The organism is Sphingobium rhizovicinum (assembly GCF_042647625.1).
Classification (GTDB): Bacteria; Pseudomonadota; Alphaproteobacteria; order Sphingomonadales; family Sphingomonadaceae; genus Sphingobium; species Sphingobium rhizovicinum.
The window spans coordinates 2,644,154-2,658,015 of sequence record NZ_JBHRVU010000004.1 but is presented as its reverse complement, the minus strand read 5'-3'; the positions used below and the strand labels follow the sequence as shown (position 1 = coordinate 2,658,015).

Here is a 13,862-nt window from a genome sequence, read left to right as displayed (position 1 = left end):
GGCTTACAGCCACCCCTTCTCCCGATAGGCGGCGACCGTTTCCCGCAATCCATCCTCGGTTTTCACCTGCGGCAGCCACAGCCTCTTGGGCGGTTGCATCCGCTTGGTGACGACCCAGTCGGGATGGCAGAAATAATCGACCCGATCCGGCGTCAGCTTCGCTTTCTTGCCGCGCACCAGCTTGTCCGCCCGCGCCGCGACGTTCAGCAGCCATTCCGGCGTCGCCAGCGTCTTGACCTGCCGACCGACGGCGCGTCCGATGGCCGCACCAAAATCCTTATGATCCCAGCCGCCCGGCGTGCCGTCGTCCACCTCATAGGTGCGGGTCAGGCTGTTTTCCCGTTCATGCGTCAGCGCCAGCAGCAGCCGGGCCAGATCGCTGACATGGATGGCCGACAGGCGTCCGCTTGGCGGCAGCATCATGACGCCGCGCTTGGCCATGCGGAACAGTTCCAGCATTTCCTTGTCGCCCGGACCATAGATCGCCGGCGGCCGCACGATGGTCCAGTCCAACCCACTCGCCTTCACATATTTTTCGGCCAGTTCCTTGGACCAGCCATAGTCGGACAGGCCCGGCTCTCGCGCCGCGAGCGAGGATACATGCACCAGCCGCCTGATGCCCCGCCGCCGCATCGCATCGATCACCGCCACGGTGCCGCGCGCATTGCCCGCTTCAAAGCCTTCGCGGTCGGGCGCATTCACCACGCCGGCGATATGCACCACGGCATCGGCATCGCGCACCAAGGTGTCGAGCGCGGCCGCATCCTCCAGCGATCCCGGCACCCATTTCAGCTTCGCGCGCGGCGGCTGGGCGCGGCGGGTGAGCGCGTTGATACGCAGCCCTTCGGCCAGTGCCTGTTCCAGCACTTCGGCGCCGACGAAGCCCGTCGCGCCTGTCATGGCAATTCGCATTGGCTGCATCGTGTCAGACCATCGCCATATGGTCGCGATGGACCAGAACCGATCGGGGCATTTCACCCAGCAGCGCAGCGATCTCCTCACTGCGACGCCCGGCAATCTTCACCGCCGCCGCGCTGTCATATTCGATCAGGCCGCGGGCAATGACCCGGCCATCCTGCGCGACGATGTCGACCACGTCGCCGCGATCGAACAAGCCCTCGACGCTCGCCACCCCGGCGGGCAGCAGGCTGTTGCCCTTGCCCAGCGCCTTTTCTGCGCCTGCGTCCACGATCAGCCGTCCTCGTGTCGTCAGCCGTCCGGCCAGCCAGCCCTTGCGTGCGCCTTTTCCTTGCGCGGCCAAAAAGATCGACCCCTTGCCGCCATTGGCCCAATGCGCCAGCGGCGAATCCACCTTGCCCGAAATGATGGCCAGATGCGCGCCTGCGCCGGTGGCGATGCGCGCCGCCTGGATTTTCGACACCATGCCGCCCGATCCCATGCCCGAAGCGGAGCCGCCATCAGCCATTGCCGCGATCCGGGCGTCGATCGTCTCTATCGTTTCAATCAGCATGGCGCTGGCATCGACGTGCGGGTTGGCGGTGTAAAGCCCGTCGACATCGGAAAGCAGCGCAACCGCGTCAGCCCGTGCCGCCTGTCCGATACGCGCCGCCAGCCGATCATTGTCGCCAAAGCGGATCTCGGTCGTGGCGACGCTGTCATTTTCGTTGATGACCGGCACGACATTGAGCGCGACCAGTCGTTCCAGTGTAGCCGACGCGTTCAGGTAACGCCGCCGATTTTCCAGATCGTCCAGCGTCACCAGCATCTGCGCGGCGGTAATGCCCTTTTCCGCCAGCAGGCTGGCCCAGCATTGCGACAGGGCGATCTGTCCGGTCGCCGCCGCCGCCTGCGCATCTTCCAGGCTACCACGTCCGCCCTTAGGCAGCTTCAGCCGTCGCGCGCCCAGCGCAATTGCGCCGGACGACACGATGATAACCTGCTGCCCCGCCGTCTTGCGCTCCGCCACATCGGCGACCAGCGTGCGCAGCCAGTCGACGCGCACCTCTCCGGCCGGATCGACCAACAGGGCGGAACCGATCTTGATGACAAGCCGGCGGACAAGGGCAGGAGGGAAACCGGAGAGGGCGTTTGTGGCCACTTTGAAACAACATCCGTTCGGTTCGAGCTTGTCGAGAACCCTCACGCCGGGTTCTCGACAAGCTCGAACCGAACGGGGCTAAGGCTATTGATTCGTCAGATCGGCGACCAGGTGGCTGCACCTTCGTCGCCACCTTCATCTTCCTCATCTTCGGCGTCATAATCCAGCATTGGCAGCACTGCATCCATCAATGCGCCGACGCCTTCGCCAGTCGCGCCGGAGATGATGAAGACATCTTCCACCCCTGCTTCTTCGCGCAGTTGTGCGGCAATATCTTCCATCAGTTCCGACCCCAGCAGGTCGCCCTTGTTGAGCGCCACGATCTGCGGCTTTTCGTCCAGTCCGCCGCCATAGGCAGCCAGTTCATCGGTCACGATGCGGAAGGCATCGATTGGATCATCGCCCGTCGCATCGATCAGGTGCAGCAGCACGCGGCAGCGCTCGATATGCCCAAGGAAGCGATCGCCAATGCCTGCGCCTTCCGCCGCGCCCTCGATCAGGCCGGGAATGTCGGCCAGCACGAATTCGCGGTCGCGATGCAGCACCACGCCCAGTTGCGGCTTGGTGGTGGTGAAGGCGTATGCGCCGACTTTTGCCTTGGTGTTCGTCACCTGATTGATCAGGGTCGACTTGCCGGCATTGGGCATGCCCACCAGACCTACATCGGCCAGAAGCTTCAGCCGCAGCCACACCCACATTTCCTGACCCGGCCAGCCGGTGCCATGCTGGCGCGGCGCCCGGTTGGTGCTGGTTTTGTAGGACAGGTTGCCGCGTCCGCCGTCGCCGCCGCGCAGGAATGTGATCCGCTGCCCCACTTCGGTGAAGTCGGCCAGGATTTCCTGATCCTCATAGTCGGGATAGCCGTCCTCGTCCTCCGTGCCCTCAATGGGCTGGGGATCGGACAGGATTTGCGTGCCGAGGGGCACCTTGACGATCAGATCTTCGCCGCCTGCGCCATAGCGGTTCTTGCCCATGCCGGGCTGGCCGCGCTGCGCCTTGAAATGCTGGGTGTAGCGGAAATCGATCAGCGTATTGAGGCCGGCGACCGCTTCAAAGATGATGTCGCCGCCCTTGCCGCCATTACCACCGTCCGGGCCGCCATATTCGACATATTTTTCACGACGGAAACTGACTGCGCCGGGGCCGCCCCAGCCGGATTTGATATAGATTTTGGCTTGATCGAGAAAATGCATGGCGCGCCCATAGAGTATTCTGGAGGCGGCTGGAACAGTCGCCGGCCCGCAGAATGCGTAAAATCAAAAATAGAGCATTCTGGAGGCGGCTGGAGCAGGTGCCGGCTCGCGGAATGCAAATATGCGACGATAGGTGGATCGTCCGCTCTGCCCGCGCCCATAGCGCCTAATCGTGAAAAGTTAAACCTCGGCCTGCGCGGCGATCGTCGCGGCCTCCTGCATCAGCGCGAAAGTCAGGCTGCGCGTGGCGATTTCGCGCGCTTTTTCGCGTGGCAGCCCCAGTGCGCTGGCCATCGAACCGCCCAGTTGCGAATCACCCAGCGCTAGCAGCACCAGCATCAGCGTATTTTCCCGCATCAGTTCCGCCAGATTGGGGGTGAGGGCGCTCGCCGCCAGCTTGTCGACCAGTCGGTGGATCGCCTCCACGACCGGGTCCAGCGCATCCTCATTGCCCGACGCCAGCATCCAACTGGCCAGCGCCCCCGCGCCTTCCCGGTCGAAGGCGTCGAACGTCATGTTCACGATGATGCGGGGGGCAAGTTCGCCGCGCCGCGCCGCATCCACCGCCTCGCCGATCTTGGCTGTAATCGTGTCCGCCAAATGCGCAGCCAGCGCTTTCTGCAATCCCGCCGCCGATCCAAAATGATGCAGCAAATTGGCGTGGGTCCGCCCGATCCGTCCCGCCACAGCCTTGAGTGTTACAGCCTGCGGTCCGGCCTCGATCAGCAGGTCGCGCGCCGCCTCCACGGCGACGAGGCGGCTCTCATCCGGGCTAAGGCGGGCGCGTTTTATTGACATGAATGTCAGTTTCTCTTATTTACATTAATGTAAGTAACTAGTGGAGGCATCTGATGACCCCTGCCAATCTCACCATCACGCCGCGCGACCGTCGTTTCGGGCGGGGTCATGCAGCCGCACGACATTGGCTGAATGGCGATCCGATCGCCACGGCTTTCTTCAATGCGTTGTCGATTACCTTTCCGCGCGGTGAAGCTTATTTCGTCGACAGCGTCCGCGCCTTCCGAGATGGCGTGCCCGATAGATTGGCAGGGGAGATTGCCGCCTTCATCAAGCAGGAGGTCGTCCATAGCCGTGAACATCTCGCCTTCAACCGGCAGGTGACAGACCATGGCTATGACGTATCGCGCCTCGACGCCGATGTGGCGATGGTGCTGGACCTTGCAAAGCGGCGTCCGCCCATCGTCAGCCTGGCCGCAACCATGGCGCTGGAGCATTTTACAGCCATTCTCGCCCATGAACTGTTGAGCGACCCGCGCCATCTGGAAGGAGCGGACCCGGAGGTTGCGGCACTGTGGCGCTGGCATGCCGTTGAGGAAATCGAGCATAAGGGTGTGGCTTACGATACTTGGGTTCATGCCACCCGCGACTGGCCCCGTTTCCGGCGCTGGTGGGTGAAGAGCGCGATGATGCTGGTCGTGACTCGACACTTCTTGCATCATCGCGCGCGGGGGATGATTGACCTGCTGCGGCAGGACGGCGTCAGCGGCGTGCGGGCCTGGGGCGGGTTGTTGCGTTATGCGTTGGTGCGGCCGGGGATAATGCGCCGGGTGGCGCGCCCCTGGCTTGGCTATTTCCTGCCCGGTTTTCACCCATGGCGAGTGGACGACCGTGCGTTGATCGCGTTGGCCGAGACGCCCTATGCCGATGCGCGAATGGATACGGCATTGACCGCCGCTTGACCATCGGGTCGGCGCGGTTTCATATCCATGCATGTCCCACGCGCCTGTCATGGAAACCATCCGTCTCATCCTCCGCCCGCACCGGGTCCAGGATTATGCCGCCTGCAAGGCGCTATGGGCCGACGCCGATGTGGTGCGCCATATCGGTGGGCAACCGCAGGACGCGCAGGCGGTATGGTTCCGCCTGCTGCGCTATGCCGGCATGTGGTCGATGCTGGGCTATGGCATGTGGGTGATAGAGGAGCGCGACAGTGGTGTCTTCCTTGGGGAGGCTGGTCTGCTGAGCGCCGAACGTGGTATCGCCCAGTTGGAGGGCGTGCCTGAAGCTGGGTGGGTGCTGGCGCCCGATGGCTGGGGCAGGGACATCGCCACCGAAGCAATGCACGCCATATTGGATTGGGCGGACGCGCATCTCGACAGCCCCTCGGTCCGCTGCATCATTGACCCAGGCAATGCGGCGTCGATCAAGGTCGCCGAGAAACTCGGCTTTCACGCATTGATAGACACCGATTATGGCGGCAAGCCAACCCGTGTGTTCGATCGCCCGAAGCATCCTCCCTTCTAAGGGGGAGGATGCGATTCTCTCAGGCCGCTACTGGCAACGCATCCCGATAGAGGTCCATCGCCAGGTCGGCGTTCATTCGACCATCTTCGCCCTCCTCGAACAGCAGGCAATCGACCATCGAGTCGCGGCCCAGGCTGTAGCGCGGTTCGATCCGCCCGGTGAAGCGAAAGCCCAGCTTGCGCAGGACGTTGCCCGAAGCCGGATTGTCGGCGAAATGACATGCGCGAATATCGGTGACGCCATTAGCCCGCGCCATCGCCAGCACGGCGCGCGCCGCTTCCGTCGCGAAGCCCAGCCCCCAATAGGCGCGGGCGATCCAGTAACCCAGTTCCGGCACGCCATCCTCGTTCAGATGGATGCCGCATCCGCCGATCAGGCGCGGGGCACCCTGAGTGCGGGTGAAGGCCAGCAGGCGGGGCAGGTGCGGATGATGGGGCAGGGCCAGAAAGGCTTCAGCATCGTCCAGCCCATAGGGGCTGGGCACGCGCGTCAGGTTGCGGGCGACGGCCATGTCGTCAATTGCCATGGCCAGAGCCTGGGCGTCTTCCATCCAGCCGGGACGCAGCAGCAGGCGGGGGGTACGGGCGAACATTCTCGTCTCCTCTTCGGGCGCGCCGTTAGCCGCCTTTCATGACGGCTTCGCGACGGTATATCTCTGGCTGGATGCCCCGCCCGCACGACGCGCGAGAAGGCATGGAGTTCCAGAGGCTTGAGGGATTTTTGCGAGGGTGTTTCGCCCAACGGAAAAGGGGCGCCCTTCGCGTGGAAGGAGCGCCCCTTGTTCCCTCGGACCGGGTGTCAGGCCAATGGCCCTTCACCCATGAGGATCGCCCCTTTTGCAGGACGACCCGTCATCAGTCGTCCGTTATTCCGCGGCTGCGGCCAGCGCGTCTACCGACACGTACTTGCGGCCGAGCTTGCCGGTGTGGAACACCACCTTGCCTTCGCCGAGCGCGAAGAGGGTGTGATCCTTGCCCATGCCGACGTTGCGGCCCGGATATACGCGGGTGCCGCGCTGACGAATGATAATGTTGCCGCCGATCACGTCCTGACCGCCGAACTTCTTCACGCCAAGGCGCTTCGACTCAGAATCGCGACCGTTGCGCGACGAACCGCCAGCTTTTTTATGTGCCATGACCTAAACTCCTTACTTAAGCTGCGCTCAGGCGATCGACACGATCTTGAGGATCGTGTGATTCTGGCGGTGACCGTTCTTGCGGCGATAATTGTGGCGACGGCGCTTCTTGAAGACGATGACCTTCTCGCCCTTCGCCTGCGCGATGATTTCAGCGGCGACGGTCAGCTTGGAAGCATCCTTCAGCTCGCCACCTTCACCGGCCAGCAGGACGTCGCCCAGCTCAACCTTGTCGCCGGCTTCGCCAGCCAGCTTTTCAACGACAATCTTGTCTCCGGCGGCGACGCGATACTGCTTGCCGCCCGTGCGCACGATAGCGAACATGGCTCTTCTCTTCTCGTTCAAATCTGCTTTACGCAGCTCACCAAAGACATGAAGTCCTGCCGACCCGCGCGGGAATGTGGCCCGTTAGTGGAATGACTCGATTCTGTCAACCGATCCGGGCCGGTTTCGGCGCTGGTTTTCACCTCCTTCTTTCCCTATCTAAAAGAGGAAGCAGGCAAATGGACGGTGCAATGCGGCATATAGGGTCGGAAAAGCGGAAAGGAAGGCGCGCGATGCATCGTGCTGGCCTGATCGCCGCTTTCTGGACCCTGATCGCCGTCACGCTTCTGTCCGCGCTCGCGCCGCTTGGCCTGCCGCTCAGCCGGGCCACCGGTTCAGCCTTCAATCCTGCCACGATCGATGTCGTGCTCAAGGGGCGGGCTCCGGCCGCCGTGCAGGCGGTTCAGCTGGTGCGCTCCGATGGGGACGGCCTGCCGCCGGTGGCGCTATGGTGTCTGTTTGCGGCGCTGTTGGTCGCTGTCTGGCGGCGACTTCCCGACAGTCTGTCTTCTACCGATGCGCTGCCCCCCAGGCCTCTGCATCTTTTGCGCGCCCATCGCGCCAGGGCGCCGCCCGCCGCCTTCTGACGGATCGGACCCGCCCGTCGCGCACGGGCCTGTCGTCGGAAGGAGGAATCGTCCCATGCCTCGCAAAAGCCAGCGACGCAGCCGTCGTCGCCGTCAGCCCTGGTGGTTCATGCCCGTCGTCATGACGGGTCTGGGCGCTGCGGCCGTCGCCCTGTCGGCCGCGATGATGACCATCATTGAATGAAAAGGATGTCCCCCAGACCCGTTCGCTGCGAGCGAAGTCGAGAAGCGGCTAGAATTGCCCTTCACGTTTCTCGACTGCGCTCGAAACGAACGGAGGTAGGTGAGACGCCCTTACTCTGTTAATTTCCCGCCGGGCGCGCGTTCTGCCGTCCGGCGACCGGATCGAAAGGCATCTATGCCCCATCACACGCCCCTGATCGGCACTATCGTTGCCGGCCTCGTCGTCGCCTTCATCATGGGCGCCATCGCCCATCGTCTCAAACTCTCGCCGCTGGTCGGCTATCTGATCGCCGGCATCATGGTCGGTCCCTTCACCCCCGGCTTCGTCGCCGATGCGGGGCTGGCCAATGAACTGGCCGAAATCGGCGTCATATTGCTGATGTTCGGGGTCGGCCTGCATTTCTCGCTGAAAGACCTGCTCTCGGTCAAGAATATCGCCGTGCCCGGCGCACTGGTCCAGATTGCCGTGGCGACGCTGCTGGGCATGGGGCTGGCGCATCTGATGGGATGGGGCCTGATGGGCGGCATCGTCTTCGGCCTGGCCCTTTCGGTGGCCAGTACGGTCGTCCTGCTGCGGGCGCTTCAGGGTGCCGATCTGGTCGAAACCCGGCGCGGGCGAATCGCAGTCGGCTGGCTGATCGTGGAGGATCTGGTGATGGTCCTCGCCCTTGTCCTGCTGCCCGCCCTCGCCAGCGTCATGAACAGCGCCGACGGGGCAGGGGCGGGGGCGCTGCTGGGACCGTTGCTGGGCACGCTGCTTAAGGTAGTGGGCTTCGTCGCGCTGATGCTGATCGTGGGGCGCCGCGTCATCCCCTGGGCGCTGCACTGGGTCGTCCATACCGGATCGCGCGAACTGTTTCGCCTGGCCGTCCTTGCCATCGCGCTGGGCGTGGCTTTCGGCGCAGCGCTGGCTTTCGACGTTTCCTTTGCACTGGGAGCTTTCTTCGCCGGCATGATCCTGGGCGAAACGCCGCTCAGCCGCCGGGCTACGGAAGAAACGCTGCCGCTGCGCGACGCCTTCGCGGTGCTTTTCTTCGTGTCGGTGGGGATGCTCTTCAATCCTTCGATCGTGGTGGAACAGCCGCTGCCGCTGCTCGCGACCATCCTGATCATCGTCATCGGCAAGTCGATCGCCGCTTGGGGCATCGTGCGCGCCTTCGGGCATCCCAATGTCACGGCGCTGACCATCGCCGCCAGTCTGGCGCAGATCGGCGAATTTTCCTTCATCCTCGCCTCCTTGGGAACGGGGCTGGGGGTATTGCCGGAGGATGCGCGCGACCTGATCCTCGCCGGGGCGATGGCATCGATCTTCCTCAACCCCATCCTTTTCTCGATGATCGTGCGCAAACATGAGCGGGCGGATGATGAGGGTGAAGTGCAACCGCCGGAACGGCCGCGTCTGGGGCATGTCATTCTGGTCGGCTATGGCCGGGTCGGCAAGTTGATCGCTGCTCGTCTGGCTGAGCGCAATGTTCATTTCGTGATCGTGGAGGGCGATGCGGAGAAAGTCGAGGAGGCGCAGGAGGCTGGCCTGTCGGTGGTGAAGGGCAATGCACTGGAGGACAAGCATCTGCTTGCCGCCGGCATCTGCGAGGCGCGCCACCTGCTGATAGCCGTGCCAGAAGGGTTCGAAGGCGGCGCGATCCACGAACATGCCCGGCACCTGAACGACAAGCTGCAAGTGATCGCCCGCGCCCATAGCGATGCGGAGGTCGCGCATCTCGAAGGGCTGGGCGTGCCCCACATCGTCATGGGCGAACGGGAATTGGCGAGCCGTATGCTGACGCTCTGTGGCGTGAGCTGATGTAAAAATGGCGGGCGAAGTTTACTCCGCCCGCCACTATCATTCGATCATCAGCCGCGCGGGCGACGCGGCCCACCGGGGCCGCCTGGGCGCTTAGGACCACCCTTGAAGGGACGGGCGGCATGGGCCGGCGGGCGGGGGCCGCGATCGTTCGGGCGGCCGCCAGCGCGCTTATGTTCGCGGGCCTGATCGCGCGGTGCGCCGTCGATCATTTCGAACGCGACATCCGCGCCTTCGTCATTGGCTTCACCGCTGCGCTTCACCGCCGACAGGAAGCGGCTGACGATCGCCTTGGGAATTTCGAACATGGTTTCGTTGGTGGTGATGCGGATCGCGCCGATATCCTGGCGCGACACATGGCCGCGACGGCAGATCAGCGGCAGGATCCAGCGCGGATCGGCATTCTGGCGACGGCCAATGTCCATGCGGAACCACTGGGTGTCCTCAAAGCCGGGGCGCGGCCCGTCATTACGCGCTGGGGCCTCGCTGCGGTCCAGCAGTTCCTCAGGCGCGGGCAGGGCGGCGCGGGCGCTTTTGACCAGCATCGCGGCGATTTCCTTGGCGGACTTTTCGGCCAGCAGTTCGGCGCCCAGCGCCCAATCCGCCTCATCCAGTTCCGCCTTTTCCATCAGGGTCGAGCGCAGGCGCAGATTATCCTGCTCCAGAATCGCTTCCTTGCTCGGCGGGGTGCCCCATTCGACCGGAATCTTCGCTCCGCGCAGCATCGATTCGACCCGGCGGCGGCGCGGATAGGGGACGATCAGGACGGCGGTGCCCTTCTTGCCGGCGCGGCCGGTGCGGCCTGAACGATGCTGCATCGTTTCGGCGTCGCGCGGCAGTTCGACATGGACCACCAGCGTCAGGCTGGGCAAGTCGATGCCGCGTGCGGCGACGTCCGTCGCGACGCACACACGCGCGCGCTTGTCGCGCAGAGCCTGCAGGGCATGGTTGCGCTCATTCTGGCTATGCTCGCCCGACAGCGCCACGGCGGCGAAGCCGCGCTCGGTCAGGCTGCTATGCAGGTGGCGCACATTGTCGCGCGTGGCGCAGAACAGGATGGCCGTTTCCGCTTCATGATAACGCAGCAGGTTCACCACCGCATTTTCGATGTCGGACGGGGCGACCGTCAGCGCCTGATAGCTGATATCGCCATGGCCGCGCTCTTCGCTGACGGTGGAGATGCGCAGCGCGTCCTGCTGGTAACGCTTGGCCATCGCCACGATCGGCTTGGGCATGGTGGCGGAGAAAAGCAGCGTGCGGCGACCTTCCGGCGCGCTGTCGAGGATGCCTTCCAGATCTTCGCGAAAGCCCATGTCGAGCATTTCGTCGGCTTCATCCAGCACCACGGTGCGCATGGCCGACAGGTCCAGTGCGCCGCGTTCCAGATGGTCGCGCAGGCGACCCGGCGTGCCGACGACGATATGCGCGCCGTGCGAGAGGCTGCGGCGTTCCTTGGCGGCGTCCATGCCGCCCACGCAGGTCGCGATGCGCGCGCGGGCCGCGCCATAGAGCCATTCCAGTTCGCGGCTGACCTGCAGCGCCAGTTCGCGCGTCGGCGCGATCACCAGCGCCAGCGGAAGGCCGGCCATGGGCAGCTTTTCTTCTTCGCCCAGCAATTCGCCGGCCATGGCCAGGCCGAAGGCGACGGTCTTGCCCGATCCGGTCTGTGCCGACACCAGCAGGTCGCGACCCTGCGCTTCCTCCTGCGTCACTTCATTCTGGACGGGGGTCAGCGCTTCATAACCCTTGGTGGTCAGCGCCTGCGACAGGAGGGCGGGGAGATGTTCAAATGCCATTTTCTTGTTTTCCATCGGTAAAAGCGACCCGCCATTCCCGACGGATACGAAAAGACCGCTCATGCTTCCGCAAAGGGGAAGCCCAAGGGCCGGTCACGCCCTTGGTTCCAAAATCCTCCCCTGCAAAGGGGAGGGGGACCGCCCGCGTAGCGGGTGGTGGAGGGGTGTCCCCCTATCGAGAGGGTGATACCCCTCCGTCAGCACTTCGTGCTGCCACCTCCCCTTGCAGGGGAGGATGTTCTCATAAAATAAGAAGGCCGCCTTCCCCCGCAAGGAGGGAAGGCGGCCCCTTAATCTCTTATCCGTTACCGGATCAGATCGAAGCGACTTCCGCCACGTCGACCTTCACGCCCGGACCCATCGAGGACGACAGGGCGATCTTGCGGACATATTTGCCCTTCGAACCCGACGGCTTCGCCTTGACGATCGCGTCGACGAAGGCGTCGAAATTCTTGCGCAGGTCTTCTGCGGTGAAGCTCGACTTGCCGAGGCCAGCATGGATGATGCCGGCCTTTTCGACGCGGAATTCGATCTGACCACCCTTGGCGGCCTTCACGGCTTCGGCGACGTTCGGCGTCACGGTGCCCAGCTTCGGGTTCGGCATCAGGCCCTTGGGGCCCAGAACCTTACCCAGGCGACCCACCAGACCCATCATGTCGGGGGTGGCGATGACGCGCTGGAAGTCGATGTTGCCGGCCTGGATCGATTCGAGCAGGTCTTCGGCGCCCACGATGTCGGCACCGGCGTCGAGCGCCTGCTGAGCCTTGTCGTTGCGGGCGAACACGGCGACGCGAACGTCCTTGCCGGTGCCGGCGGGCAGGGTGACGACGCCACGGACCATCTGGTCGGCGTGACGGGGATCGACGCCCAGGTTGATCGCGATTTCGACGCTTTCGTCGAACTTGGCGGTCGCGTGGGTCTTGATCAGGCCCAGCGCTTCGTCAACGCCGTGCAGCTTGTCCTTGTTGATCGCGGCGGCGAGAGCCTTCGCCTTCTTGGTCTGCTTGGCCATGTCTTAGCCCTCCACCACTTCGAGGCCCATCGCGCGAGCGGAGCCTTCGATGATCTTCGTCGCTGCGTCGATGTCGTTCGCGTTCAGGTCGACCATCTTCGACTGGGCGATTTCAGCGAGCTGAGTGCGGGTGATCTTGCCGGCGACAACCTTGCCCGGTTCCTTGGAACCCGACTTCAGGTTGATGGCCTTCTTGATCAGGAAGGTTGCGGGCGGCTGCTTCGTGGTGAAGGTGAAGCTGCGGTCGGCATAGACGGTGATGATGGTGGGCAGCGGGGTGCCCTTGTCCATGCCAGCCGTCTGGGCGTTGAACGCCTTGCAGAATTCCATGATGTTCACGCCGCGCTGACCCAGGGCAGGGCCGATCGGCGGGGCGGGCTTTGCGTCTCCAGCGGGCACCTGGAGTTTGATATAGCCCGTAATCTTCTTGGCCATTTTCACTCTCTTTCAAGTTAAGCGGTCAAACGGTCGTCCAAAAACAACCTCCCGCACTTGGGTCCGGCCACCGGGCGGTGGACACGGAAGCGCGGGCCTATAGCGATGTTCGCCATGAAAGGAAAGGGGGTCTGTCGACATGTGCGGCAAACCCCCGTTCGACCTGCTCTTTACGGCAAAAGGGCCGCCGATCCGAAGATGGGCGACCCTTTTGAAAGCTTGCCTTGCGGCGAGCGTTTACTTCGACAGTTCGACCTGCTCGAAGTCCAGTTCGACCGGGGTGGCGCGACCGAAGATCGACACCGACACCTTGACGCGGTTCTTTTCGAAATCCAGTTCCTCGACCACGCCGTTGAAGCTGGCGAAGGGGCCGTCCAGCACCTTGACGCTGTCGCCGATTTCGTAATCGACATTGACCTTGTGCTTGGGGGCGGCTTCGGCTTCCTTCTGGGCGCCGAAATAGCGGGCGGCATCGGCTTCGCTGATCGCCTGCGGCTTGCCGCTCGATCCCAGGAAGCCCGTCACCTTGGGCGTGTTCTTAACCAGGTGATAGATGTCGTCGTTCATCGACAGCTTGGCGAGGACGTAGCCGGGCATGAACTTGCGTTCGACCTGGACCTTCTTGCCGCGCTTGACTTCGGTCACGGTCTCGGTGGGAACTTCCACCTGCTCGACCAACTGGGAGAGGCCCATGCGCTCGGCTTCGGACAGGATCGATTCCTTGACCTTGTTTTCGAAGCCCGAATAGGCGTGGATAATGTACCAGCGCGCCATGTTACCGTTTCAAACTCCCAATTAGCCTAAAGTCAGGCCTGGCCGGCCGCGAGGCTCAGCAGCCACTGAACGATCGCGCCGAAGAAAGTGTCGATGCCGAAGAAAAAGAGGCCCAGCAGCGTGGTCATGATCACGACCATCACGCCGGTCATCACCGTTTCGCGACCGGTCGGCCACACGATCTTCTTCGCTTCGGTCTGCACCTGATTGACGAATTCGCCGGGGGAAACCTTCGCCATCGCCTGCCTTCTTGCACCTTGAACCAACACAAATTCGCGAAGCAACAGTCCGCCCT

General features: G+C 63.5%; 17 protein-coding genes. 5 read left to right on the top strand and 12 right to left on the bottom strand.

Annotation, left to right across the window (positions count from 1 at the left end; translation table 11 throughout):
- Positions 1 to 3: 3 nt before the first annotated feature.
- The 4 genes from ACFOKF_RS14005 to ACFOKF_RS13990 all read right to left on the bottom strand — a co-directional run bounded on the left by ACFOKF_RS14005 (position 4) and on the right by ACFOKF_RS13990 (position 4,050).
- The gene (locus ACFOKF_RS14005) at positions 4 to 900 is read right to left on the bottom strand and encodes an NAD-dependent epimerase/dehydratase family protein (protein WP_380796358.1); all 897 of its coding nucleotides are present in this window, start codon (positions 898 to 900) and stop codon (positions 4 to 6) included.
- A gap of 25 nt (positions 901 to 925) precedes the next feature.
- On the bottom strand, positions 926 to 2,059 hold the full coding sequence (proB, locus tag ACFOKF_RS14000; RefSeq protein ID WP_380796356.1) for a glutamate 5-kinase: 1,134 nt from the start codon (positions 2,057 to 2,059) through the stop codon (positions 926 to 928).
- Between the two features lie 95 nt (positions 2,060 to 2,154).
- Positions 2,155 to 3,252 (bottom strand): GTPase ObgE, encoded by a 1,098-nt coding sequence (gene obgE, locus ACFOKF_RS13995; RefSeq protein WP_380796354.1) that lies wholly within the window; start codon positions 3,250 to 3,252, stop codon positions 2,155 to 2,157.
- 180 nt (positions 3,253 to 3,432) lie between these two features.
- Positions 3,433 to 4,050 (bottom strand): TetR/AcrR family transcriptional regulator, encoded by a 618-nt coding sequence (locus tag ACFOKF_RS13990; protein WP_380796352.1) that lies wholly within the window; start codon positions 4,048 to 4,050, stop codon positions 3,433 to 3,435.
- A 53-nt stretch (positions 4,051 to 4,103) separates the two neighbouring features.
- Between ACFOKF_RS13990 and ACFOKF_RS13985 the strand changes: the two genes are divergently transcribed.
- Positions 4,104 to 4,952 (top strand): metal-dependent hydrolase, encoded by an 849-nt coding sequence (locus tag ACFOKF_RS13985; RefSeq protein WP_380796351.1) that lies wholly within the window; start codon positions 4,104 to 4,106, stop codon positions 4,950 to 4,952.
- Positions 4,953 to 4,983: 31 nt separating this feature from the next.
- Complete coding sequence (locus ACFOKF_RS13980) at positions 4,984 to 5,517, top strand: GNAT family N-acetyltransferase (RefSeq protein ID WP_380796349.1); 534 nt, start codon at positions 4,984 to 4,986, stop codon at positions 5,515 to 5,517.
- Between the two features lie 19 nt (positions 5,518 to 5,536).
- Here ACFOKF_RS13980 and ACFOKF_RS13975 read toward each other — a convergent pair whose 3' ends face one another.
- The 3 genes from ACFOKF_RS13975 to rplU form a co-directional block, all read right to left on the bottom strand.
- Positions 5,537 to 6,109 carry a GNAT family N-acetyltransferase gene (locus tag ACFOKF_RS13975; protein WP_380796348.1) on the bottom strand — a complete coding sequence of 191 codons (573 nt, stop codon included), beginning with the start codon at positions 6,107 to 6,109 and terminating at the stop codon, positions 5,537 to 5,539.
- Between the two features lie 273 nt (positions 6,110 to 6,382).
- A complete protein-coding gene (gene rpmA / locus ACFOKF_RS13970) occupies positions 6,383 to 6,652 on the bottom strand; it encodes a 50S ribosomal protein L27 (protein ID WP_093013466.1) in 270 nt (89 codons plus the stop codon).
- 27 nt (positions 6,653 to 6,679) lie between these two features.
- Positions 6,680 to 6,976 (bottom strand): 50S ribosomal protein L21, encoded by a 297-nt coding sequence (rplU, locus tag ACFOKF_RS13965; RefSeq protein WP_093013463.1) that lies wholly within the window; start codon positions 6,974 to 6,976, stop codon positions 6,680 to 6,682.
- A 233-nt stretch (positions 6,977 to 7,209) separates the two neighbouring features.
- On the opposite strand from rplU, the gene ACFOKF_RS13960 reads away from it, so the two are divergent.
- The 3 genes from ACFOKF_RS13960 to ybaL all read left to right on the top strand — a co-directional run bounded on the left by ACFOKF_RS13960 (position 7,210) and on the right by ybaL (position 9,550).
- Positions 7,210 to 7,563 (top strand): hypothetical protein, encoded by a 354-nt coding sequence (locus ACFOKF_RS13960; RefSeq protein ID WP_380796345.1) that lies wholly within the window; start codon positions 7,210 to 7,212, stop codon positions 7,561 to 7,563.
- 55 nt (positions 7,564 to 7,618) lie between these two features.
- The gene (locus ACFOKF_RS13955; RefSeq protein ID WP_256215045.1) at positions 7,619 to 7,747 is read left to right on the top strand and encodes a hypothetical protein; all 129 of its coding nucleotides are present in this window, start codon (positions 7,619 to 7,621) and stop codon (positions 7,745 to 7,747) included.
- 174 nt (positions 7,748 to 7,921) lie between these two features.
- Complete coding sequence (gene ybaL / locus ACFOKF_RS13950) at positions 7,922 to 9,550, top strand: YbaL family putative K(+) efflux transporter (protein ID WP_380796343.1); 1,629 nt, start codon at positions 7,922 to 7,924, stop codon at positions 9,548 to 9,550.
- Between the two features lie 50 nt (positions 9,551 to 9,600).
- On the opposite strand, the gene ACFOKF_RS13945 is transcribed toward ybaL, so the two are convergent.
- From ACFOKF_RS13945 to secE, 5 genes are all read right to left on the bottom strand, one after another.
- Positions 9,601 to 11,346: a DEAD/DEAH box helicase gene (locus ACFOKF_RS13945; protein WP_380796341.1), complete on the bottom strand. Its 1,746-nt coding sequence runs from the start codon at positions 11,344 to 11,346 to the stop codon at positions 9,601 to 9,603.
- A 313-nt stretch (positions 11,347 to 11,659) separates the two neighbouring features.
- Positions 11,660 to 12,358 carry a 50S ribosomal protein L1 gene (gene rplA / locus ACFOKF_RS13940; RefSeq protein WP_380796339.1) on the bottom strand — a complete coding sequence of 233 codons (699 nt, stop codon included), beginning with the start codon at positions 12,356 to 12,358 and terminating at the stop codon, positions 11,660 to 11,662.
- Between the two features lie 3 nt (positions 12,359 to 12,361).
- Positions 12,362 to 12,793: a 50S ribosomal protein L11 gene (gene rplK, locus ACFOKF_RS13935; protein ID WP_380796338.1), complete on the bottom strand. Its 432-nt coding sequence runs from the start codon at positions 12,791 to 12,793 to the stop codon at positions 12,362 to 12,364.
- Positions 12,794 to 13,030: 237 nt separating this feature from the next.
- On the bottom strand, positions 13,031 to 13,567 hold the full coding sequence (gene nusG, locus ACFOKF_RS13930; RefSeq protein WP_380796336.1) for a transcription termination/antitermination protein NusG: 537 nt from the start codon (positions 13,565 to 13,567) through the stop codon (positions 13,031 to 13,033).
- A gap of 32 nt (positions 13,568 to 13,599) precedes the next feature.
- Positions 13,600 to 13,806, bottom strand: coding sequence for a preprotein translocase subunit SecE (gene secE, locus ACFOKF_RS13925; RefSeq protein ID WP_298398022.1), 207 nt, complete (start codon positions 13,804 to 13,806; stop codon positions 13,600 to 13,602).
- Positions 13,807 to 13,862: the final 56 nt, after the last annotated feature.